Annotated in this window: 22 protein-coding genes; 5 read left to right on the top strand and 17 right to left on the bottom strand. The window is 52.3% G+C overall.

Translation table 11 applies throughout. The features are described from left to right. Nucleotides 1-41: 41 nt before the first annotated feature. Nucleotides 42-347: an MTH1187 family thiamine-binding protein gene (locus JSQ80_RS12350; protein WP_087432277.1), complete on the bottom strand. Its 306-nt coding sequence runs from the start codon at nt 345-347 to the stop codon at nt 42-44. Nucleotides 348-621: 274 nt separating this feature from the next. Between JSQ80_RS12350 and JSQ80_RS12345 the strand changes: the two genes are divergently transcribed. Together JSQ80_RS12345 and JSQ80_RS12340 are read left to right on the top strand one after the other, a co-directional pair. Beyond that, nucleotides 622-870: a DUF1858 domain-containing protein gene (locus tag JSQ80_RS12345; RefSeq protein ID WP_206095485.1), complete on the top strand. Its 249-nt coding sequence runs from the start codon at nt 622-624 to the stop codon at nt 868-870. Continuing rightward, nucleotides 863-2125, top strand: a complete 1263-nt coding sequence (locus JSQ80_RS12340) for a DUF438 domain-containing protein (RefSeq protein ID WP_206095484.1) — start codon at nt 863-865, stop codon at nt 2123-2125. Before JSQ80_RS12345 ends, JSQ80_RS12340 begins: the two co-directional genes overlap by 8 nt. Before the next feature lie 333 nt (nt 2126-2458). Here the strand turns inward: JSQ80_RS12340 and JSQ80_RS12335 are convergent, their stop codons facing one another. After that, on the bottom strand, nt 2459-4096 hold the full coding sequence (locus tag JSQ80_RS12335; RefSeq protein WP_206095483.1) for a formate--tetrahydrofolate ligase: 1638 nt from the start codon (nt 4094-4096) through the stop codon (nt 2459-2461). A gap of 226 nt (nt 4097-4322) precedes the next feature. Between JSQ80_RS12335 and JSQ80_RS12330 the strand changes: the two genes are divergently transcribed. Then, on the top strand, nt 4323-4976 hold the full coding sequence (locus tag JSQ80_RS12330) for a TetR/AcrR family transcriptional regulator (protein ID WP_206095482.1): 654 nt from the start codon (nt 4323-4325) through the stop codon (nt 4974-4976). Nucleotides 4977-5124: 148 nt separating this feature from the next. Continuing rightward, nucleotides 5125-6036, top strand: coding sequence for a DUF3895 domain-containing protein (locus tag JSQ80_RS12325; RefSeq protein WP_206095481.1), 912 nt, complete (start codon nt 5125-5127; stop codon nt 6034-6036). A gap of 87 nt (nt 6037-6123) precedes the next feature. Here the strand turns inward: JSQ80_RS12325 and JSQ80_RS12320 are convergent, their stop codons facing one another. From JSQ80_RS12320 to JSQ80_RS12270, 11 genes are all read right to left on the bottom strand, one after another. Then, nucleotides 6124-6582: a MarR family winged helix-turn-helix transcriptional regulator gene (locus JSQ80_RS12320; protein ID WP_206095480.1), complete on the bottom strand. Its 459-nt coding sequence runs from the start codon at nt 6580-6582 to the stop codon at nt 6124-6126. Beyond that, nucleotides 6583-9195, bottom strand: coding sequence for a winged helix-turn-helix domain-containing protein (locus tag JSQ80_RS12315; protein WP_206095479.1), 2613 nt, complete (start codon nt 9193-9195; stop codon nt 6583-6585). 301 nt (nt 9196-9496) lie between these two features. Continuing rightward, on the bottom strand, nt 9497-10471 hold the full coding sequence (locus JSQ80_RS12310; protein ID WP_176392733.1) for an ABC transporter permease: 975 nt from the start codon (nt 10469-10471) through the stop codon (nt 9497-9499). After that, nucleotides 10468-11232: an ABC transporter permease gene (locus tag JSQ80_RS12305; RefSeq protein WP_206095478.1), complete on the bottom strand. Its 765-nt coding sequence runs from the start codon at nt 11230-11232 to the stop codon at nt 10468-10470. Before JSQ80_RS12305 ends, JSQ80_RS12310 begins: the two co-directional genes overlap by 4 nt. 11 nt (nt 11233-11243) lie before the next feature. Continuing rightward, nucleotides 11244-12179 carry an ABC transporter ATP-binding protein gene (locus JSQ80_RS12300; protein ID WP_206097565.1) on the bottom strand — a complete coding sequence of 312 codons (936 nt, stop codon included), beginning with the start codon at nt 12177-12179 and terminating at the stop codon, nt 11244-11246. 164 nt (nt 12180-12343) lie between these two features. Continuing rightward, entirely contained in the window at nt 12344-12958 is a 615-nt protein-coding gene (locus tag JSQ80_RS12295) for a sterol desaturase family protein (protein WP_206095477.1), read from the bottom strand. Nucleotides 12959-13364: 406 nt separating this feature from the next. After that, entirely contained in the window at nt 13365-13538 is a 174-nt protein-coding gene (locus JSQ80_RS12290; protein WP_176392732.1) for a hypothetical protein, read from the bottom strand. A gap of 221 nt (nt 13539-13759) precedes the next feature. After that, nucleotides 13760-14260: a mismatch-specific DNA-glycosylase gene (locus JSQ80_RS12285; RefSeq protein WP_206095476.1), complete on the bottom strand. Its 501-nt coding sequence runs from the start codon at nt 14258-14260 to the stop codon at nt 13760-13762. A gap of 205 nt (nt 14261-14465) precedes the next feature. Further along, nucleotides 14466-14876, bottom strand: a complete 411-nt coding sequence (locus tag JSQ80_RS12280; protein WP_206095475.1) for a carboxymuconolactone decarboxylase family protein — start codon at nt 14874-14876, stop codon at nt 14466-14468. Continuing rightward, on the bottom strand, nt 14854-16605 hold the full coding sequence (locus tag JSQ80_RS12275; RefSeq protein ID WP_206095474.1) for a thiamine pyrophosphate-binding protein: 1752 nt from the start codon (nt 16603-16605) through the stop codon (nt 14854-14856). The genes JSQ80_RS12280 and JSQ80_RS12275 overlap by 23 nt, the downstream gene beginning before the upstream one ends. A 26-nt stretch (nt 16606-16631) precedes the next feature. Next, the gene (locus JSQ80_RS12270; RefSeq protein ID WP_206095473.1) at nt 16632-18902 is read right to left on the bottom strand and encodes an EAL domain-containing protein; all 2271 of its coding nucleotides are present in this window, start codon (nt 18900-18902) and stop codon (nt 16632-16634) included. A gap of 392 nt (nt 18903-19294) precedes the next feature. Here JSQ80_RS12270 and JSQ80_RS12265 point away from each other — a divergent pair, with 392 nt between their 5' ends. Continuing rightward, a complete protein-coding gene (locus JSQ80_RS12265; RefSeq protein WP_206095472.1) occupies nt 19295-20017 on the top strand; it encodes a M50 family metallopeptidase in 723 nt (240 codons plus the stop codon). Between the two features lie 187 nt (nt 20018-20204). On the opposite strand, the gene JSQ80_RS12260 is transcribed toward JSQ80_RS12265, so the two are convergent. The 4 genes from JSQ80_RS12260 to JSQ80_RS12245 form a co-directional block, all read right to left on the bottom strand. Next, nucleotides 20205-21854, bottom strand: coding sequence for a DHA2 family efflux MFS transporter permease subunit (locus JSQ80_RS12260; RefSeq protein ID WP_206095471.1), 1650 nt, complete (start codon nt 21852-21854; stop codon nt 20205-20207). Nucleotides 21855-21864: 10 nt separating this feature from the next. Beyond that, entirely contained in the window at nt 21865-22305 is a 441-nt protein-coding gene (locus JSQ80_RS12255; protein WP_087432260.1) for a MarR family winged helix-turn-helix transcriptional regulator, read from the bottom strand. A gap of 506 nt (nt 22306-22811) precedes the next feature. Next, the gene (locus tag JSQ80_RS12250) at nt 22812-23042 is read right to left on the bottom strand and encodes a cold-shock protein (RefSeq protein WP_087432259.1); all 231 of its coding nucleotides are present in this window, start codon (nt 23040-23042) and stop codon (nt 22812-22814) included. 84 nt (nt 23043-23126) lie between these two features. Beyond that, nucleotides 23127-23327, bottom strand: a complete 201-nt coding sequence (locus JSQ80_RS12245) for a cold-shock protein (RefSeq protein ID WP_087432258.1) — start codon at nt 23325-23327, stop codon at nt 23127-23129. Between the last annotated feature and the right edge of the window lie 38 nt (nt 23328-23365).

Below are 23365 nucleotides of genomic sequence, written 5' to 3'. Positions count from 1 at the left end.
CTTAGCGCTGATGCGCAAAGACGGGACGCCGTTTCATTTCATTACGCATTCAGCTTCTCTCTCACCGATTCGAGCTTCTGTACGACCGAAGACGCTTTATCCCGGCGGTCGTCGATCTTCACAACGGTTGATACGCGCTTCGCCCCCGCTTGAAACGGGCTCTCGTGCAGGGCTTGTATGGCCGCGAACAAGCGGTCGAGCGGCCCTTCAATTATCGTCCCCATTGCGGTCAACTCGTACGTAATCCCCTCTACTTGCTCAATCGCCCGCTGCATGTCGGCGACATAGCGGCTCAAGCTCGTGGAACCCGTGCCAACCGGAATTACGGTAATCTCGGCTATCGCCATCGTTCCCAACTCCTTTTTCCATAAATGTTCATCCATCCGAAAGCAGTGCTTCCGAGATGGCCTTTGTCCGAAAAATTACCTTTGTCCCCATCATACCTCAACAATCGGCTAACCTCAATTCCTCCTTCATCACAATGTCATCAACTTTGTGCGTACAATCACAAATGGGTCAAGTTATCCGTGCTATTGTAGCATTACAGGCATGAGAATAGTTCTCATTCCCATGATGAACTTGACCCTGTTCATTTCCTAATCCATTAGAGGTGCTTCTACCATGAATAAAACACTGGATTTGACGAAATCCGTTTATGACTTATGCACATCAGACCCTGACGTCATACGCATCATGCATTCACTAGGATTCGATCAGATGGCGAATCCCATGATATTGAACACGGCCGGGCGAATCATGACCATTCCACTGGGCGCCAAGGCCCGGGGAAAGGATTTGAACCACATTATCGGGACGTTCGAACGCGAAGGCTACCACGTTATCGGAAAGGAGCTGCGTCATCATGAGTGAAATGATTAACAATCGCGAGCACGGCGTCGATTCGACCAACCGTCAACGCCAGCAACTGCTGAAGGAGATCATAAAGGAGCTGCACGATGGCAAGAGCGTAGAGGAAGTCAAAGCCCGGTTCGAAGAAGCGGTGGGCGATGTCACTGTAGCGGAAATTTCGGCGATGGAGCATGCTCTCATGAAGGAGGAGGGCATTCCGGTCGAAGAAGTGCAACGTCTCTGTTCCGTGCACACGGCCGTATTCAAAGGCTCGATTCAAGAGATTCACCGCCCTTCGCAGCCGGAGGAACAACCGGGCCATCCGGTGCATACGTTCAAGCTGGAAAATCGCGAACTGGAGCAGCTTGCGCAATTCAAGCTGTCCCTTCATACGGAGCGTTTCAAGCAGGAGAGCAGTGAGCGGAACCGCTTAAAGCTGCTGGAGGACCTGAATCTGCTGATGGATGTCGATAAGCATTACAGCCGCAAGGAGAACCTGCTATTCCCGTATCTTGAGAAATACGGCATTAACGGTCCGACACAAGTGATGTGGGGCGTTGACGATCGCATACGCGCCGCGCTGAAGACCGTGAAGCAGGCGATTATCGACTATCCGCAGGACGGCAGTCTGGACAAGGAGACCATTGCTGCGCAATTGCAGGATATCATTCACGAACTGAGCGAAATGATCTTTAAAGAAGAAAATATATTATTCCCGATGTCGCTGCAAACATTAACCGAAGATGAGTGGCTGCGCATCGCTGCCGAAAGCGGGGATATCGGATATTGCCTCACCGAACCTGCAGGCGTATGGAAGCCCGCACGCGCGCAAACCGCTGCTGAGGATACAGCCTTAAGCGAAGGGTTCATCCGTTTGGAGACCGGCTTGCTGTCCTTGGCGCAGCTGGAGCTGCTGCTGAATCATCTTCCAGTCGATATTACATTCATTGATGAACATGATGTCGTTCGTTACTATTCTCACGGTAAAGAGCGCATCTTTACCCGCACGAAGTCCGTCATCGGCCGCACCGTACAGAACTGCCATCCGCCGCAAAGCGTGCATGTCGTGAATCAGCTATTGGCCGATTTCAAAGCAGGGGCGAAGGATGTGGAGGATTTCTGGATCCGGATGAAAGACAAATATGTGCTCATTCGTTATTTTGCCGTACGCGATGCCGATGGCCGTTATCGGGGAACCCTTGAATTTACGCAGAACATTGCGCCCATCCAAGCCATCGAAGGGGAAAAGCGCATTTATTCCGCAATACCGCAATAATTGAAAAGAGTGACTGGCACGGAGAGAGCGTGAAACTACTGGATGATTTCCAATGAAACCTGCCTCTGTAAGGCAGACACTGCGGTTCCGCTGCATAAAACCCAATGAAGGATGATTCAAGGTATACAGCCAGACTTAAGCTCAAGCCTAAAGGCAAAAAATAAGGACTTGGTTATTAGAAACCAAGTCCTTATTCCGTATAATCACGTGTGGAGCTGGCGGCAAGCGGCGTTACGCCTTCAGCAAATTCCCCGCTTCCGCTTGTCCTCCCTCTTCCCAACCGTGGCACCGAAGTCACTCCAGTATTGCGTACACTTTAGACGCTTCGATTACTTACAGCAGCCCGACGATACGGTCCTGATCGTCCAGCTTGATCCGCTCCGCCGCAGGGGCCTTCGGCATACCCGGCATAGTCATCACTTGACCCGTATGCACGACTGCGAAACCTGCGCCTCTCGACCAACGAATATCTTGCACCTCGATCGCGAAGTCCTCTGGGGCACCGAGCACGCCCGGCCGATCCGTGAACGAATACGGTGTCTTCGCCATGCAGACGGGCACACTCCCCGCTCCGCGGCGAGCAAGCTCCTCCAGGGCGCGCTTCGCTGCCGGACGATACTTCACCTCGGCCCCGCGATAGATGCGAGTTACGATCGTGGCGATTTTGTCCTCGAGCGACATGTTATCCGGATAGAGTAGACGGAAGTTCTCCTTCGCTCCGGATTGATCGGCCAGATCAGCCACCCGCTCCGCGAGCGCCCGACAGCCTTCGCCGCCCTTATCCCAAGCCTCAGAGATGACGGCTTCCGTACCGGCATCGCGGCATAAGGCCATTACCGCTTCCAGCTCCGCCTCGGTATCCGTGGCGAACCGGTTCACTGCGACCAGCACCGGCACGCCGAACTGGCGCATGTTCGCAATATGCCGCTCTACGTTGCAGAAGCCGGCACGCACCGCCTCGACCTGCTCATGGGCAAGCTCCTGCTTCGGCACGCCGCCGTTGAACTTCATGGCCCGGACCGTCGCAACAATCACGATCGCCGAAGGATAAAGCCCCGTCTGACGGCATTTGATGTCCATAAATTTCTCGGCTCCAAGATCCGCCCCGAATCCCGCTTCGGTCACCACGTAATCCGCCAGCTTCAACGCGTATCTCGTCGCGCGCACGCTGCTGCAGCCATGTGCAATATTGGCAAACGGGCCGCCATGCACAAGCACCGGATCGCCCTCGATCGTCTGCACGAGATTCGGATGAATGGCATCCTTCAAGAGCGCGCACATGGCATCGATCGCCTGCAGATCGGAGGCGGATACCGGCTCGCCGCTATCGTTATACGCAATCACTATTTTACCCAGCCGCTCCCGCAGATCGTTCATATCTTCCGCAAGACACAGTACCGCCATCACTTCCGAAGCCGTTGAAATCATAAATCCGTCCTCACGCACCACTCCGTTGCCTTCGCCGATGCCGATGACAATGTTGCGCAAAGCGCGGTCATTCATATCCACGGCGCGCTTCCACATAATGCGCGACGGGTTGATACGCAGCGCATTGCCTTGATGCAGATGGTTATCCAACAACGCCGCGAGCAAATTATGCGCCGCGGTAATCGCATGAATATCGCCGGTAAAGTGAAGATTGATATCCTCTGCCGGAACAATCTGCGCACTGCCGCTTCCGGTCGCGCCGCCTTTCATGCCCATGCAGGGCCCAAGGGACGGTTCCCGCAGAGCGGCAGCCGCTCGCCGCCCGATACGATTCAAGCCCTGCGTCAGCCCGATCGTCGTCAGTGTCTTCCCTTCTCCGGCCGGCGTAGGATTCATGGCCGTCACCAGAATTAGCTTGCCGTCCGGCCGTCCGGCGATATCGTCCCACACTTCGCGTCCTAACTTGGCCTTGTACTTGCCGTAAAGCTCAAGCTGTTCCTGCGCAATTCCTAGCTGCGCCGCCACGTCAACGATTGGTTTCATGATTCCTCCCATTGATTCTATTGGTAATAGGTGACTCTATCTGCCTATTATTATACATGGTTGCCGTCACGAAGCTATACGTTCCGACACACAAAAAAAGCCATGCCCGGCTCCAGACTTCGGCACGGCGGCAAAGTGCCCATTTCAAACATATGCACATATAAACGTAAAGTGTAGTTTTATCTGCATCTGCAGGGTGAAATCCCTCCTTAGAGGAAGACAAGTCATGTTGACAACGGTGCATGAAAAATCTTACATTACGAATATGAAAAGAAATAGTAGCCATAGAGTTCGAAAAACGTCCAATCGAGAAGTCGTATTGCAGATTGCCTCACAGCTTTTTTTGACATCCGGTTATCAACAGACGAGCATTGACGATATCGTAAATGCCAGCCGCGTGTCGAAAGCCAACATTTATTATCATTTTAAAAATAAGGAGGATATCCTGTTATCTGTTTTAGACCAGCTTGTAAACCACTATCATGAAGGCATTGCCTCCATCGTGTCCCAGCATCATGTCCCGGTCATTGCCCGAATCGAATTCATTCTCCGCATGCTATCATACGAATCATTGCAACGAAATTGCCAAGCTGGATGCCCGTTTCTCACCTTGCACGCTCAGACTTCGAGAGAAAGCGAAGCCGTACGGGTTAAAATCCGGCATTTCATCCATCAGCAAACACTCACCATAGAACAGCTCCTAATAGAAGGCAAAAGCAAAAACGAACTTCACGCTGCTCTCCCTGTCAAGCAGACCGCGGCGCTTATCATATCGCTTTGGGAAGGCGGACTGTTTCTCGCTCACGCGAGCGGAGACGGAGACTTCCTGCAGCGCGTATTTATCTCCTTGGAATGGATGCTCCGCGACCGCCAGCGGTAATTGTCTCCCTCAAGATGGAATGGCGGCTTAACGCAAAGCGTGGTACCCTCTTCTTAAGGATCAATTTAATAGAAGACGTTATAGGCGGCACTGCCGCCAAGGAAAGCGCACGGAATCGATCAAGCGGCGCATCGAGGGGGGATAAAGCTTGATTTTAACTGTCGAGGAACGGGATTCCATTCTATCTGAATTAAATGAACAACAGCGTGACTTTCTGTCCAAACAGTTGGTTCGTTCACGGCGAACGGTATTTGCCAATGCGATGGCCAAGGACAAAGGCTATCATGTTCCGGAGAATGCCGATCCCGAGGACATTGAAGCTCTACTCGACGAATGGGTATACACGGGATATATTGACGCAGGAGCAGTCTCTCCCGAGCTTCGTTGCGAATGTGGCCGCTCCCTTCGCTATCAGCACCAGGTGGAGCATAAAAAGACCGGCGAAATCAAAAAATTCGGCATTGAACATTTAAAAGAGCACCTTGGCATCGATGCTTCCATGGTATCCGCGATCAAAAAAGGGTTCGATGCGATCGACTATGAATTGGATGAAATGCTCATCAAAATGAAGAGCGGTTGGCAGCCCAATCCGGAAATATTGGGAATAGAAGGCTTGCCGGAAGATGTAATGTCCCATTTGAAGCTGGGCTTGCCATTATTGGACCGGCAAGTGAAGCGTCTGCGGCAACAGCCCCCCGTACGTAAGGCATTGGTTGATCATTACAGCCCTCCAGTACAGCACTCAACTTCCGCTGACGATATCATATTGGACCTGTTTACATGGCAGGAAGAACCGGCGGCACCGCAGCCGGCAGCTGCATCTTCTGGACTGCCCGCGTCACTTCACGCACCGATACGGGCATATATTGCGGACGGCGTGCGGAGCGCAAGGGTGATGTGCGAGCTGTTGATACGGGAACAACACGCTGATGAAGAGCGATTTATGACGGGAAAGCCCAAAATATACGCCGAGGTATGCAGGTTCATCGAACAGAGCTATCCGAATGCATCCGTTCAAGCATTGGATCAAGAAGATAGAAGTTACTTTATTCCTGAATAATCCTTGACGGCAAGCGAAGACACGGCAGCCCCGCACAGATCTTGACAGGCTGCTCCCGCCAAGGGAACAGCCTGTATGGATTGCGGTTTATTCTTCATCCTGCCCGTTTGATGCTCCTGCTGCGCTCAGATTGTGGTGCATATGCTGAAGAAAGCGCCTGAGCAGCACTTTTTCCTCCTCGCGGAACCCTGCGAAGCACTGCTCCTCAATCTGATGCACTACCTGCTCGACATGGCCGATTACGGCTTTTCCCTGCGGCTGCAAATATACGCGTGACACGCGCATGTCTACGCTATCCGCCCGCCTTTCAATGAGTCCCGACTTCTCCATCCGGTTGAGCATAACCGTAATGGTTGCCGGCTTCACCTTCATCTTGTCGACAAGCTCCTTCTGGCTGCGGCCATCCTGCTCGTGCAGCAGGAGAAGCAGCGGCATTTGCCCCGGATGGATCCCGGCATCTTGGACCATCCTCATCATTTGGTAGTTATACGCCCGTACAACCTGAGACAGGAGCACCTCGATAGAATCCAAATAAGTATCTTCCAACTAAGTCACCCCACCCTCATCAACGAGCAAGCCCATTTGGCGCGCCTTCTCTACGGCTTCGATCCGTTTGGATACGTCCAGCTTGCCATAAATGTTCAGCACATGCGTTTTTACGGTCGCGAGCGAAATACACAACACTTCGCCGATTTGCTTGTTCGATGCGCCGCTTGCCATCACCTGCAGCACCTCCAGCTCCCGATCGCTCAGCAGCTTGCGGTCTTCGCGCCCTGGCTGCATGTACGAGAGCAGCTCCAGCAGGAACGATCTCTCCGAAGCATTCAAGTCGTTGCCTAACGTATCCAACAGCTTGCGAACATGGGGGAATGCGGCAGCCAGCACAAACGGGTAAAAATACCGGTTGGCGTAGCTGTAATGGACGGCTTCCCGCATCAGATACAGCCTTTCGCGCTCGCGTGCCTGTTGACTGTTCCGCTCCATCGGAGCTTCGCCCAGCAGCTCGAACTTTAACAGCAAAGCCTCAGTCAACAGCACCTTCACCTTGTGCTTGCGCGTCCGTTCCAATACGTCGTCTATCAATTGCAATGCTTGCTCCCATCGTTCCTGGTCCGCAAGCAGGCGGGCATAGACGAGCTTGTCTTCATAACGCATATAACTGCCTTCACCCGCACGTTCATTCATATAGGAGAGGAACCGTTCCGCCAACTGGGAATCGACAGCTCCGAGCAGACGTTGGAACTTCAATAACGAAGCGCTCGCGGACGGCTGCCGATAATAATCGTAAGCGCACAGCTCTGCCAACCGTTCAGATGCCTCACGCTTCTCGCCCCGCAGCAAATGAAGTTCAATCACGTTAATTAAATAGCCCCGCTCCATAGAGACATACGACCGTTCGGACTGCTTCCGCACTTCGTTCAGCATCTGTTCGGCTTCGTCCAGACGCATCGTCTTCAAGTAGATGCCCGCGACCCCGATATAGCTATTCATGCTAAGCGCCGATAAATAAGGAGCGTTCTGCAATAAGGAAAAAAGCGACGCATATACATGCTCGCACTCCTTTAATTCGCCGAGCAATTCTTTTAATTGCCCCTTGAGGATGAGAGCAACATAACGAATATACGGATTGCTCGTCTGGACCTCCGACCGCAGCACGCGTTCAAGGCCTTTCAGCCCTTCCGCAAACCGGTCTCTCATCATAAACATAATGGCGCCTGTAATATCGATGATGGTGCGCGTGCCTTCGCTAATCTCTGCCCGCTCGAAGCTCTCCATGAGCGATGCGGAGGTCAGCTCTTCCTCTAACGCTGCATCCTCCAAGAAGAAACGGTAAATGAGCGTAAGGCGATCCAGCATATCGCTGCGCACGTTCTCCCGAATCTGATTCATCATCTGGGCGCATAGCTCGAACTCCATATTGCAGAAATGCAAAAACAGCCGCTGAAACAATAAATCAAAGCTGCCGGTCAACGCCGGAACCGGAATTTGACGCAAATATGCCCAGCCGCGCACGTTCGCTCCCCATTGCTTCAACAGCCGCATCGCCCCTTCATAGTCGTCAATGCACAATCGATGCTTAATGCTCTCCTCCACGTCATCCCATTGCTCAAATATGTCGGCTGCCCGCACATGCAGCTCCTGCCGCTTCGTGTCCTCCCATTCGGAGAACTTCTTCTGCAGATAGGTACCGAACAAGTGATGGTAACGGTATATTCCCTCCTGCTCATCAATGGTCATAATGAACAAGTGACGATCAAGCAGCTTATTGAGAAGAGTTCGCGCCTCGGGCAGGTTCAGCACATGCTTGCATATCGCATCATTGAAATACCCAAGGATGGAGGTCGCGATCAGGAACTCCCTCTCCTCCTCCGATAATGAATTTAAAATTTCATTGGACCAGTACTCGATCATGTACGGATTCAGCTCCGGCAACTCGGCTGAGGGCACATTTCGTTTCCGATGCAGAGCAAGCGTCATGAGCTGCATGCCGCCAACCCATCCCTCCGCACGCTCGATCAGCCTGCGCTCAATATCGGGAGCAAGCCGCACGCCAAGCGTATGCTGAAGGAAGGCCGCCGATTCTTCTTCCGTAAACCGCAGCTCTTCTTCCCGAATATCCATGTACTTCCCTGACATCATCCACTCTCCGAAGTAGAGTGGGGGCGTCGTCCGGGTAAGCAAGATTAACCGGACCGAATCAGGCGTATGCTTCATGAAGAAGGTCAACGTATCCGTTATATCCGGCTCATGAATGACATGGAAATCATCCAAGATCAAGGTTAAATCCGTTACCGCTTGCAGCCTGTTTACAATAACAACCAACATATTGTGAAGATCATGCTGCTGCGGCATCGCTTCCAGTCGTTCCGACAGCATTTCCCATTCCTCGCCCAAGTCGGTCCGCATCGCTTCCAGCATGTAATACCAGAATGTATATACATCGTTATGCTCCGGCTCCAGCGAGATCCAGCGCACATGTTGCTGCGGGTGCTCCGCCAGGAACGATGTCACGAGCGTCGTCTTGCCGCTTCCGGCGGCGCCTTGCACGACGACCGCTTTGCATTCGGCCATCTGCTGCAGCTTATATGTCAACCGGCTCCGCATCACATAATTGGCGCGGGGGGCGGGCGGCTTCAATCGGGTCGCTATCAGCTTCACACGTTCCACTCCTAACTCTGCCTTGGCAATCTGGGATCACTGCGGCTCCCATTCTGCGCTTCTGTCTTCTATCATACGGTGCTTGGCATGAACAGAGAAGCTTTTTTATCCATGAACCGCTTGTTCATCCCATTCATGGCCCCTTTTGATCACGAAGTGTAACAGAAAGTAGATTCGACGTCGAATCTTGCATTCACCCTCGAAGTCCGGTGCTCATGCAGTCTCGCCTGCACTCCGATCCTCCTTCTTCGGGTTCTTGCAACCTTCTCGGTGCTGAAAAGGGGCCTTATTGATCCACGCATTAGTAGTGTCCTGCCCGATATCGGCGCGCACAGACGGCCCAGCCCGCAATCAAAAATGCGGCAACCCAGGCAAGCACGTATGACAGCGGACCGAGCCATTGGCTCGCCGCATGTCCTTGTTCCAGATCCCCTACCACGCTCATCCATTGCGTCTGCGGGAGCCACTCTGTGATGTACTTCCACCATGCCTGCTCATTCGTCACCGCGTATACCGTGCCGGATACGAGGCAGGTGATCACGGTCAGCGCTCCGCCCGTCATGACCGCATTGTCGCTGCTGCGGCACGCCGCCATCACGAATAAAGCGAAGCCAACGGAGAGCAGGACGGGGACGACAAGCAGCGCTGCGATGGCTGGCAGCGAATAGCCAAGCTCCATGCCGAATCCGAGCTTTGTGACGCCTATTATGGCAAGCGTCGGCACATAGAGCATAAGGAAGGCAACGAGACACTGAGCCCCAAGGTAGGCCTTCAAGCCAGCCGGAGTTACAGCTGTACGCCGCAGCGTTCCGCTCTCGCGATCCTCGCCGAACAGCGTGAGGAACATGACGCCTTGCAGGAGCAAAATCATGAGCAAAAAGCCCATCATCGTCGTGCCAATGCCGCGCTGCGGCTCATCCGGCATCGTTCCACCCGCCAAGACGGCCCTGATCTCGGCTTCCAGCTTCTCTCCCTTGATCGTCAACACCTCGAACGCCCCATCTGCTTGCACCGTGACAATGCCGTCATATTTCTGACGGACGAGCGCAGATACAGGCGGCGCGTCGTGCACACTCTCCACTTGAAACCGATCAAGGCCCGACAGACGGTCAAGCGTCCCGACGACAGCCAGCTTTACCTTCATCCCGCCGTGGTTCGCCAGCAGCACGGCCCCTGCAATCGCCAGCGCAATCATCAGGTACGTAACAAGCAAATAAGCTTTGCGGCTAGCCATTCTCTGCATATTCAACCGCATTAAACATCCAAATGCATTCATACCATCTCCTCCGTTCGAAACGTCCATTTGCAGCCCAGCAGAAGCAGCGCGGTTCCGATCAGCAATCCGCCGACCAGCGGTGCGAAGCTCGCCAGGGTTCCGTCATAGACGATGCGGAACAATCCATCCGCCACCCACTTGACAGGCGAGAAGTACGATAGCGTTTCCGCTGTCCTGCCCAAGCTGTCCCAAGAGAAGAAAAGTCCCCCCATCAAGGCAAGCACATTATTAACGACGTTTAATATTTTGTTCGCTAATTCTTCGCTCTTCCACAAGCAGCAAAACCAGACGCCGAGCGCAGCCGAAAATAAGTGAAAAAGCGCCAGCGCGACGAATACATAAACCGCTGCTTGTCCTCCGAAATGAACGCCAAATAAGACCGTGAGCAGCACCGCAAGCAACCCCATGCATAAGGTCGTAAAGACAAAGGTCGCAAATATTTTGGACAAATACACCCACGATGTCCGAACAGGTGAGTACAGCACTCTCATGTTGCTCGCCCGCAGCTTTCGCTCCATGAAACTGTTGGAAGCCGTCATGGATACATTCAAACCATGAAAGACGAGCAGCGTAATGCCGTAATAATCGTATGAGGTGACCTTATCGCCGTATTGTCCTCTCGTCAGATACCCAAGGATGAGAATGAGCAGCAGCGGGAACAACGTATTGGTGAGCAGCATCACGGGGCTGGTGAGCATATTCATGAAGTCCCGCTTCCACAGCATGCCGAATCCGCGGATCGACTGAACGAATTGTACCATCGTTCTCCCTCCTAATCCCGCAGCTTGCGGCCTGTCAGCTGCAGAAAGACGGCCTCCAGGCTTGCCGCCAAGCTGGTGAAGTGCTTTACTTTGATGCCATGGTTAACGAAAAAGGCCATCAGTTTGTCCGTATTCTCGATTCCTTTAACCGTAGCGATGCGCAGCAGATTGTCGTGCTTCTCCACTTGCTTAACGCCATCGACGCGGAACAGCCGCTCTTCCGGCAGCTCGCTGGCGTCTTCCAGTTCAACCTCGATCCACTTCTCATCCCCGAGCCGCTCCTTCAGCTCTTCCTTCGTCCCGGCAGCGATAACCTCTCCTTGATCGATAATAAGAATCCGGGTCGAGATCTCCTCCACTTCCTCCATGTAGTGGGTCGTGTAGAGAATGGTGCTGCCCTGATCCCTCAACTCCCGAATCGATTCCAAAATATGATTGCGCGAATGGGGATCGATGCCTACGGTCGGTTCGTCCATAATCAATATTTCCGGATGATGGGCAATGGCGCAAGCCATATTGAGACGCCGCTTCATTCCTCCCGAGAAAGCGCGCGGCTTATCGTCACGCCGATCATAGAGCCCGACGAACCGGAGCGCTTCGGCAACCCGCTCGCGCAGCATGTCGCCCCGCAGCCCATACAGCGAAGCGAAGAACCTGACGTTGTCCTCCGCCGTAACGTCCTCATAGATCGCTAAATCCTGCGGCACGATGCCGAGCTTGCTTTTATAATGGGACAACTGCTCCTCCACTCGCTTGCCGCGGAACGAAATGCGGCCTTCATTGTAGCGCAGCACGGTGGACAAAATGTGAATGGCCGTGCTCTTGCCCGCTCCATTCGGCCCGAGGAAGCATAAAATTTCGCCTTCATGCACTTGAAAGGAAAGGTCCTTCAGCGCTTGATAATCGTCATAAAACTTGGATACATGATTCATTTCCAACATCGGTATCATAGAAAATCCCCTCCTGAAACTTATCGTACCGGAAAGGAAAACATCGCGAATCAACCGATCGGTTGATTTGCGGGGCGGATATGAAAGAAACCCACGATATCCTCTTGGCCCATCCGCACAAAAAAGCGCCTGCCTTCAGTCCGGGCAGACGCTCCACTTATTCAATCCCCGCCTTTCTCCAAATCTCGCACCGTCTCGCTGCGTGCCACCGTTTTCTCGTCTTTGTACGTCCCTAACACTTTGTCCATGACCGGATTGGTGACCCCGAACCAGAAATGCTCGCTCTTGAAGTGATGCCACAGATGCATCTTCTTCATATAACGCCCCCATGGCGTAAGCGGCTGAATGGGACGGTGAGCGCGAAAATGCACCCATTCATAATAAAGCAAATAGGCAATGACCCCGGTGACGGCCGCAAGCGTTAAGCCCCATTCACCCGTAACGGCAAAGGCGATGGCGCCAGCGACGGCGATGAACGGAAAGCTGTACCAAACCGGCAAAAAGAGCAGCTTCAAATTGTCCGGCTGGACGTGGTGGTCGTAATGGAGACGTCTTAGCATGTTCCGCAGAAAGGCGTTGCGCGGCGGCTTCAAATGAAAGAGGTAGCGGTGGATGGCGTATTCGCTGAGCGCGTAAGCAATCATGCCTGCAACGAGAGCGATCCAAGCCGCTCCCCGCGCCAGGTGCGGTATCGTGAAGCCGAGACAGACGAGCCCTGCGACGAGTGTGAGGATGATGTCGACAAACGTGAAAAACTCTTTGACGTACACCCGCATCTGATTTGATCCTCCTCGAGTTCGGACTGTACGTTTCTCTCCCTGGGCGGCCACGGGCTTTCGAATACCGTACTTACTATGGCCCGTGTGCCGATTCTACTTCCAATTTACTTCCCTGATCCCGAAATTAGTACTGCGGCCGCATCAACGGCTTGTCTCCTCAACCGGGAGGGAGACCGTGTTAGCCGCTCTTTTGCTCGTTCTCCCCTTCAATCAGGACATGTAAAATGGACAATTCGGATGGCTCACTCACATCATGATGACGCGTTTCAGAACGTTGGGGAGCGTGGATCTAAGGTCAAGCGGAGCGGAGTTGCCATGCCCCGGTACAATATCCAAAAGTATTCTTTATATTGTCATAATCAAAAAAAAGCGCCTGCTGCGTGCAGGCGCTTCGATATCCGTCCTATTTATGGCTTGCATTCATCTCATGCATGTTCTGATGCAGCTCTTTAATCATATGCTGCAGGAAGTGCTGCTCCTGCGCGCTCAGGCCGTGTTGATTGTCTTGGACAAGATATTGCTGAATGTTTCGTCTCAGCATTTCATTCCGGCGGTCTAACACATTTTCATTACTCAAGTAAAAGCCACTCCTCGCTCATTAGTCATCTATCCGAAACACTTACACTCTTGTATAAGTATAAAGACAGAGGAATGATTAGGAAAACAGGGCGAGAAAGACTGAGGCCCTCTCTGCTTTGCGCATTCACCGTGACAACGCTTGCAAATAGGGGCGCTTGCAATAATGCTCGCCAATGCTCCTTCTCAGAGCTAATAACAAAAGTAAACCAGGTCCCCATTTCACTGTGTGGAACAGATCTGCTTAAAAATAGCAACGATTTCGTCTATTTTCATACGGACTAAGCCGCTTGAGGAAGGAGCGACGAACTCGCGCACGCCGGGAACGACTGGTTCGCGCTGGTATCCCCAGCTTATGTCTCTCCTGCCGCTGTACGCTTCATATACCCCTTTCCCGACGAAGCAGACCGTCTTCGGCTTATATGTTTCAATCTTGTGCCGGAGCCCGTCCCGGCCCTGCTCATATTCCCTAGACGTAATCTCCGCCGCCGTACGGGTCGGACGCGCCACTATATTCGTGAAGCCGTAGCCCAGCTCCAGCAAATCCCCGTCCTCTTCTGCCCGGTACAGCCGCGGCGTCAGCCCGGCCCGATGGATGATATGCCAGAAGCGGTTGCGCGGATTGGCATAATGATGCCCCGTCTCGCCCGACTTCAAGCTCGGATTATAGCCGACGAACAGGATGGACAGCTCATGCGCCAGATGATCCGGTATTGAATTCATATGCTTCGCCTCCTGAATTGCCGCGCATGTATTTACATGCATTTATATTACATGTGCTTAAAAATAGCAAGCCGCTCGTTATTGAAGCTTGTCAGCGCACACGCCATAACTGCCATATACAGGCCATATCGTCTACGGCAAATAAAAAGAGCGCAAGGAAAAACTCCCTGCGCCGCTTGCCCTTATCTAAATGGAACGTCCCGATCTAGGCTGGGCCTGCCGTCAGTTCAATCCCGCGTTTGCGGAATTCTCCAATCATGACATTGAACGCGCTGAGCGCCTTCGGAAATCCCGCATAGGCCGTGCATTGTATGACAACCTCGATCAGTTCTTCCGGGGTGAGCCCGACATTCAATGCCACATTCACGTGCATCGTCAACTCCTCGGCAGCTCCCTGAGTTATAAGGGACGACAGCGTAATCAATTCCCTCTGCTTCAAGTCCAGTCCAGGACGGGCGTAAATGTCCCCGAAGCCATTAGCGATAATAAACTCGGCCATATCGGGATAACTTCGGCGAACCTTCTCCAACGCCGCCATTCCTTTTGCTCCGGCCATGTGTTGAAACACTTCCAAGCCCCGTTCATACCGATGCTCATTCATGCGGTTCTGAGCCAAGCCATTCCCCTCCTTGCGCTTGTTCACTCTGCTTATCGTCCATACTAAGCAATCTGGTCAATATCGGCGGAATCTCCAAAGGATCGACCATCACTTCAATGACCGTCGGCTTCTTCGTTCTCAGCGCCTCCTGCACGGATGAGACGATCTCTGCTTCCGTCCGGCAGCAATGCGCGTCCGCCCCCATCGACTGCGCATATAGTACGGTATTCAGGGGCTTCGAATATATTGCGCCGACAGAACGGCCGTTCAGATACGACATCCCTTTGTCGACCATGTCCAAGCGGCCGTTGTTCAATACGACGATAATGACGGGAACCTGATGATTCGCCGCGGTGGAAATCTCGTTGCCGTGCATCATGGCGCATCCATCGCCAGTCAAACAGACGATTGGCTTGTCCGGGGCACCGATGCTCGCGCCGATGGCATAGCCGATAGCGTGTCCCATCGCTCCGAACACATCGTCAAAATAAAACGTGCCTGCTTCCCGTATGTCGTAATGACGGATAGCATAGAACGTATGACTGCCGTCATCGCCGAACAGGACAGCCTCATCCGGCAGCGCCTTCCGCAAGGCCTGTACGGCGGTCACAGCAGACATGCAGCTCTCCGTATCGACGGATGAGGCGGCAGACTGGCAACTTCCTGCCTCTGCAGTTGTCGCAGAAGCGGCAGCTGCCGTATTAGCCAGCGGAACCTCCATCTCATCCGGTCCTGCCTTCCCAGCAGCGCCAGCCTTCTGGATGAGTGTCTGCAAATTCAGCTTGGCATCGCCGGGAACAGCCAGCGTAGGCACAGCAATTGATTTGCCTACAAAGGTCAAGTCATAATTAAAATGTACGATTTGTTCCGGAGCCATATCCTCTGTAAAGCCGGACAGCGTCATATCGCTAAGCTTGGTGCCGATGGCCAGCATGAGATCGACGCCCGACTTCAAGTAGGCGCGGGCCTGCTCCGTCCCGCCCAACCCGAAGTTGCCAAGGCAAAGCGGATGCCGGGTAGGGAACGCTCCTTTCCCGCCGGGCGTGCAAATCACCGGGATTCGCCAATGCTCCGCGATGACGCGCACTTCATCGCATGCCTCTGCGGCCAACACGCCTTTGCCGATGAATAGAACCGGGCTCTTCGCTTGCTCCAGCAGCGGAATGACGGCTTCAACGTCCGGCGACACGACTCGGCGGCGGCTCTCTGGCAATGGCAGGTCGAAAGGTTCTATATCCGCCATCAATATATCGAACGGAACACATAGATGAACGGGACCCCTTACGCCAGTCAAGGCCTGCTCCACCGCATGCTGCAAATACCGGGCTACCAGGTCCTCCCGCTCAATGCGGGCGCTGAATACCGTGACAGGCTCGAACATTTTCACCAGATCGGTTGTGAACGGGCTCGAATCCTGCCCTAACGCTTTCCCGCTATCACGGATGGAAGGCTGGCCGGTAATGAACAGAACGGGCATGTTATAAGCTTGGGCTTGTCCTGCAGCGGTGAGCATATTCGTTCCCCCCGGTCCAGACGTGCCAATGGCCACACCAAGCGTCTGATGCGTCATGGCATAGCCGCCGGCCATAAATCCCGCTCCTGCCTCATGCCGTGCGAGCACGAACTCGATGCCGCGCGTCTCGCATTCCAGCATCAACGGCGAAATTGATTTTCCAGGAATCCCGAATACATGGGTAACCCCCCATTTTCGAAAATGTTCTACAAGCAGCGAATAGACCTTCGTCATAGATGATAACTCCTTTTCGATTTAAATTAACTCAGCGGCTTGGACCATGACCCATGCAGCTTCTCTGCAATGACATGGGCCGGCAGAGGAGCGCTGAACAGATGGCCTTGCGCCTCATCGCACCTCTGTTCGGACAAGAAGGACAGCTGTTCCGCCGTCTCCACTCCTTCCGCCACCACCTCCAGCCCAAGCTTATGCGCCATCGTAATGATTGTGCCAACGATTTGCCGGTTATGCTCTTCACTCGCCAAGTCTTTCACGAACGACCGGTCGATTTTGAGGCGATGCACGGAAAACTTTTTCAAATAATTCAGCGAGCTGTAGCTTGTCCCGAAGTCATCGATGCTAATTTGCACGCCCAAATTACGGAGTTGATGAGTGATCGGAGTCGCTTGTTCTACATCCATGGTCATGCTCTCCGTAATTTCGAGCTCAAGCTGCCGCGGATTGATTCCGGTGCGCTTCAACACACGCTCGACGGAATCTACGCAGTTGCTGTTCAGGAATTGGTAAGGCGACAAATTGACAGAAATCTTCATCGGCCGCAAGCCGGATTGCTCCCAGTCCGACATGTGACGGCAAACCTCATGCAGCACCCACTCCCCAATGGGGACAATGATGCCCGTTTCTTCCGCCAACGGTATGAAGTCAGCCGGCAGAATGAGCCCATTCTTCGGATGCTTCCAGCGCAGCAACGCCTCCATGCCGACGATCTCGCCCGTTCGTATCTTGACTTGGGGCTGATAATACAAGACGAGCTCTTGATGCTCCACCGCCTTGCGCAGATCCGTCTCCATCGTCAGCTTCTCGTGGGATTGACGAACCATCGACGGAGTATAGACCATATACCGGTTTTTCCCGATCGCTTTGGCCTGGTACATGGCCATGTCCGCATGCGTTAGCAGCGTTTCTGCATCCAGCCCGTCATGCGGATAAATCGAGATGCCAATGCTTGTCGACAGCCGGAATTGGTAATGGTCAATGACAAAATCCTGTTCAAACAGCTGGAGCACCTGCTGCGCGGCCTGCACCGCGTCGTTAGAGTCTCTTACATTGGACAGCAAGATGGAAAACTCGTCCCCGCCCATACGAGTCACGGTCTCGTCCAGCAGGCATTTCCGCAGACGCTCGGCCACTTTTTGCAGAAGATAGTCCCCTTTGCTGTGACCTAGCGTATCATTGACAAGCTTGAAACGGTCCAAATCGAGATAAAGGACGGCAAGCATATGCTTGTTCTTCTTCGCCTCCGTCAAAAGTCCGTTTAAATGATCGTTATAATGCCTGCGGTTGGGGAGCCCGGTCAGATCATCGTGATAAGCGAGATAGTTGTACCGTTCCTCTGCCTCGTATCGTTCCGTAATGTCCCGGAACTGTCCGAACGCCCCAATCGGGTTGTCGTACTCATCCAGAATCGGCAACGCATCAAATAAGCAGACACACTTGGTCTGACCAGAAAGATGATCGATGACAATCTCGATATCTTCATGCTTGTCTCCGTGCCGAATCACCTTGTCGATATAAGGCCCCATTGGAGCCAGATCAATTACAGGCCGGCCGATTAATTGTTCCTTCGTGAGACCGGTCAGATTCTCGGCATACGTATTGAATTCCATGATGCGTCCTTCTCTGTCGGTAATGATAATGCCGTTGCGGGTCGTGTCCATCATGATATGGTTCAAAATGTTTAATTTCCTGTTCTGCCTGCGGAGAAGGAGTTCGCGCTCGATAGAATCAACTACCGTAATGAGCATCGTCAAGAAATAAGGATGGGCTTGCTCGAGCGATGTCATAATGGAAATCGTTCCTAGTAAATTGTTGATATCTGTATAATGAAATGGCACTGAATAACATACCTTGGAGTGAAAGAACTGATGGTAGTGCTGAGTGCCGATTAATTGCACCGGACTGCGATGATTCAGAGCAAGGTTGATCCCGTTCGTTCCGCACTCTTCTTCCGCAAACTGCACGCCTTCCTTAATGCCCAATTGCGTAACCGTTTGCTTCATCGTCTCATCTCCGGCCAATTCCAGCATGTAGCCTTTCTCGTCGGAGATGACGATCATAATGGGTGTTCCCTGCAGCTGATTCAACAATTTGTCTATGAAAAAACGGATGACCGACAATATTTCCTCATAAGCTAAGCGCTTGCAAATGAGTTCCGATTGCGTCATTACGCTGCGAAACATTGGGATCTTCATCGAATTCAAGCCTGACTCTCTAGCCCTTCGCCTGGATGAGTCGATCCATTCGATCATTTCATCTTGCGCTCGCCGCTGAATCACGCGATTCAGTTCCATGGTTTCCCTCCCGATTCACTTCATTGACCCATGTCCTTCTCATGCAGAATATAGTGCGCCAGCGCCAGCATATCGTCCGCCGGTTCCCTTTATATTTCGTTCTTGTCTACGCGATAATCGTGAAAATAAAGTAGAGGGATGTTCTAAGGTGAGGTAAAAGGCGAAAGTTTCCTTGGAAGAAGTTTCATACGGAACAAGTATACTACTTTTGCCGATCTTGTAAACAACTTACGCCAATAGTACTGTCTATTCGACAAAAACAGAACTTGGACGACATGTTTATCGTTTTTTTCTCAATTATTTCCATCCAAATCTACAATGTATTTTACATGACATCGCCTTTGTAATATGCTCGGTATGAAGAATTGGATTGCGGAGGTTGATCATTATTTATGAATAAATGGTGGAAGACAATCGCTTTTATCGCCGGGGTAGCCATCTTGACGCGCTGGATTCCGTTCTCGTCCTTTTTCCGGAACGTCGATACATTAGTGCATGAATTCGGCCATGCAATCGTTACGCTGATTTTATCCGGCAAGGTGCAGTATATTCATCTATTCGCCGACCACAGCGGGGTCACCTACTCGTCCGTGGCCCATTCGTGGCGGTTCATTCCTATCTCCCTTGCGGGGTATATCATTTCCGCCTTGTTCACTGTGCTGCTGTTCTATATGTATTCGCGCGGAAAGCAGCAAGCCGGTTTAATTACAGTAACCGTATTGGCCCTGGCGAGCGTTCTCTTCTTCGTGCGCAATTCATTCGGGGTCACGTGGTGCATCGGGTTCATCGCGCTGAGCGCAACCATATATTTCGCGCCCTGGCGCTGGCTGCGCGATTTTTATTATTTGCTGGTCGCTTTTATTTGCTTGGTGGAATCCGTCCTGGGGCCGTTGTTCCTTGTCGTTGCGTCCATCCAGCAGCCTGCGCAAGCGGGCGACGCGGCCAATCTAAGCGAAGCCACGCTCATTCCCGCCGTCTTCTGGTCCCTTCTGTTCACCGTTGTGGCGATAGCGTGCGCCCGGGTTGCCATGGGATTGTTCTTCCATTCCAACCGCCGGTCCGCGGCAGGAACGAGATCGGCATTCGAGCGTTCCAAGTATGCAAGACGGATGTGACCTTTTATGCGATTCAACCGGCCCGCCCCTTTTTCGAAGAGGAAAATGGACTGAGAGACGAGCCTGATTCTCCTTCAGAGCCTCGAAAGGCCTAAAGCACAAAAATGGCGGGACAGGAACAGTCTCCTGCCCCGCCCGCCGCCGGTCTGATAACGCCGCCATGCACGTTTCCGTCTTATTCCATTTATTATTCCGCCGTTTGCTCCAACAACACTTGCTTCGCCGGTTCATCGCCAGTCTGGCCCGCGGACGCGCCATCCTCTTGCGCGGAAGACGCGCGGCTCGACATCCGCAGCGGAATCTCCTTCAAGAAGAAAGCCAATACCAAGGCAACGGCGAGCAGCGCCGCACCGGATAAGAACACCGTCGATAACGAGCTGCTAAGCGCATCGCGCAGCATATCTATCATCTGCGAGAAGATCGACTGCAGCGCCTCTGGCATGCTCTGGTGAATCTGCTCCAATTTCGGTTGGTCCAGCAGCATTTGCGGGTTATGAAACGCTTGAAGCTGTTCGGCAACCTTTGGATCCAACTGCGACAAATCCACCATTTTGCCCGAAGCGGCCGCTTCTTCCAGATTGCTGGTTATCTGTGAAGACATAATGGTGCCCATTACGGCGATCCCGATCGTTCCCCCCAAGTTGCGGAACAACTGCGAGGAGGCGGTGACGACGCCCAATTGCTGCGGCGGCACTGCGTTCTGCGCAGCAAGCGTGAAGACCGGCATCCCGAGTCCGAGACCGAAGCCGAATACGATCATGCTGACGACAGCCATCCATACGCTGTCCATGAAGCTCATAATAACCATGCCGAGTATCATGATCGGCATGCCCGCGAGCGCGAATCGTTTGTATTTCCCCGTCTTCGTAATCAGTTGACCGCTAATTGCGCTGGAGATGACCATGAAGATGGACATCGGCATCGTCACGTAACCGGAATAGGTCGGAGAGATGCCCATTACGCCCTGCACGAAAAACGGAATATAAATCAGCGCCCCCATCATACCCGCATTCATCAAAAATCCGATGACATTCGAGATGGTCACGATGCCGTTTTTAAATAATGACAACGGAAGCACCGGACTCTTCACTCTCGTCTGCACAACCAGGAAGATGAGCAGCGAGACCAGCGTTCCGGCAAACAACAGGATGATTTGCGGAGAGTCCCAGGCATATTGCGTGCCTGCCCACGAGAAGGCAAGGAGCAGCGGCACGATTGTCAACGTCAGGAATAATGAACCCGCGTAGTCGATCGATTCCGATTGCTTGCGCTCCACCTTCGGAAAAAGGATGAGAATCATCAGGAAGGCAACGATGCCCAACGGGAGGAAAATCCAAAACACCCATTTCCAATCCATATGGTCCACAATATAACCGCCCAATGCCGGCCCGATGACACTGGAGAAGCCGAACACCGCGGTCATGACTCCCGTCCATTTGCCCCGCTCGCGCGGCGCGAACAAATCACCGACGGCAGTGAAGGCGGTCGCCATAATAATCCCGGCTCCAATCCCTTGAATCCCGCGGTAAATAATAAGCTGAATGATATCCGCCGAGGTTCCGGACAAGAAAGCGCCAATCATAAAAAATATAATGCCTGAAAGAATAAACGGCTTGCGCCCGTAAATATCGGACAGCTTCCCTACTAATATCGTCGCAATGGTCGAGGTCAGCATATAAATGGTGATTACCCATGTATAATAATCCATGCCTCCAAGCTTGGCGATAATTCGGGGCAGCGCCGTACCGACAATCGTCTGATTAATCGCAGAGAAGAACATCGCTGCGATAATGGCCATCATAATGGTCAATTTTCGTTTATGTGACAAATGTTCCACGATTTTTCTTCTACTCCTTTGGCTGTCCCTCTGTATTTTCTAAAATTTGAGTGAAAATTCGTTTCAAGTGCCCGACGTCTTCATTCGGCAAGCTTGCAAAAAACATGGAGATCGTTTCTTTTTGACGCTCCAGCATCAATTGCACAATTTCTCTGCCTTTATCCGTAATATAAATGTAGACGACCCTGCGGTCATCCTCCGCTCTTCTCCGCTCCGCCAATCCCTCTTTAATCAATTTATCCGTGCCTCCGGTAATCGCTCCAGAAGTAATGCACAATGCTTCCGCCAATTCGGAGACTTTCTTCTTCCCCCCTTCATTGAGCTTATAAAGGATGCGGAACTGCGAAAACGAAAGGTTCGCAATCATCCGCTTGTTCCATTCCTTCGTCATCCGTTTCAGCAGCAACCTAAACAGGGTGGACAGTTCAAGCAGTTCTGGTTTTACCGGCATCGAAATCGTTTCCCTTCGACAATTATTTTAAAGTTAAAATAATTAGCAGTAAACTATTTAGTAGTATATATCTCGAATGTTATACTCGTCAATCGAGAAAATCCGGCCTTGAAAGGCCGGATTTATGTCAAAATAAACGTATTATGTTCATTTTCTTATTGTTTCGCAAATGCCGCCAATGCGGTAACACAAGGCGCCGTTCCCAACCGGTTTCGCTCCTGATCATAGAAAAAAGCCCTCTTCCAATGAAGAAAGCTTGTTTATCGCCGATGCTGCCGAATGACCTCGCACCGGCTGACCCCGAGCTTCTCCTTGAAGGCAGCCGCAAAGTATCCCGGGTTCGAGTAGCCTTAGGCCAATTGGAAATAACCTTCAATTCACGCAGATAACGCAAAAAGGACACCTCTTGAGGTGTCCTTCTACATGGCGGAGGCTGTTCACAACCACAATGATACGTCGTCCGTCAATCCGTCTCGTTACGCAGAGGAATGCTGTTATCGGAACAGCTAATCGATCTGCACACCCTTCTTGATCGATTTCAGATCGCCATTCGGGTTAACAAGTAACGGTAGCATCTTCATATCACGGACCATCGGAGAGTTGCATAGCCGACAAGTCGGCTCATTCTCGAATGCAAAATTGTCGCGCATCCAACCCTTGCAGCCTTCTTTCGTGCAAGACCAGATGGCCGTATTTTCCTCCGGAATCTCTTCTAATGGCTTCTTGCGATAATTCATCGTTACCCCTCCCTTTCTTTTGATCCTGCAACCAAAAGAAAAACTGCTCTTCACACATGTCAAGAGCAGTCGTCTGGCTTTAGCTTACAGCTTCGTTACGTCCTCAGCTTGTGGTCCACGGTTGCCTTGTACCACGTTGAATTGAACGCGTTGTCCTTCGTCCAACGATTTGAAGCCTTCGCCTTGAATCGCGCTGAAGTGTACGAATACATCGCTGCCGCCTTCAACTTCGATAAAACCAAAACCTTTTTCTGCGTTAAACCATTTTACTGTACCTGTTTGCATAATTCTTGACCTCCAAAAGGAAATATAACATGTTTATT

The sequence above is a fragment of the Paenibacillus apiarius genome (assembly GCF_017052585.1).
Taxonomy (GTDB): Bacteria; Bacillota; Bacilli; order Paenibacillales; family Paenibacillaceae; genus Paenibacillus_B; species Paenibacillus_B apiarius.
The sequence above is the reverse complement of the archived record's forward strand: the minus strand, read 5'-3'. Positions and strand labels throughout refer to the sequence as shown.